Source organism: Fructilactobacillus sp. X2R1C1 (genome assembly GCF_059901435.1).
On sequence record NZ_JBWXUV010000100.1, the window covers coordinates 1 to 264 of the forward strand.

Annotated in this window: 1 protein-coding gene; it reads right to left on the reverse strand. The window is 40.5% G+C overall.

All coding sequences use genetic code 11. The features are described from left to right. Nucleotides 1-264 (reverse strand): DUF8613 domain-containing protein (locus AC6UDG_RS07640; protein ID WP_500706981.1); only part of this gene is annotated, 264 nt, incomplete at both ends.

A 264-nucleotide genomic window follows, 5' to 3' on the forward strand; every position in this document is an offset into this window, starting at 1 on the left:
GGCCTGTAATACTTGGCGATAAATCTAAAGTGGAAACTTCATCATAAATTATATCGCACGCATCATTAGCACAAGCAGTTAACGTTAGCGCTTTAGCTTCGCAGGTAAGACCATTATTATCACTCATTGATAATCGGTAATGATCTAATAAAACTGGCGTATTAATACCACAAAAGCCAGGAATGTTATTTGGCACCGCAGTACCAGCAAGCGATGAGCTTTCTTCGGCAATTATTTCAGTCCCCGAAGTGATCATGCCGGTAT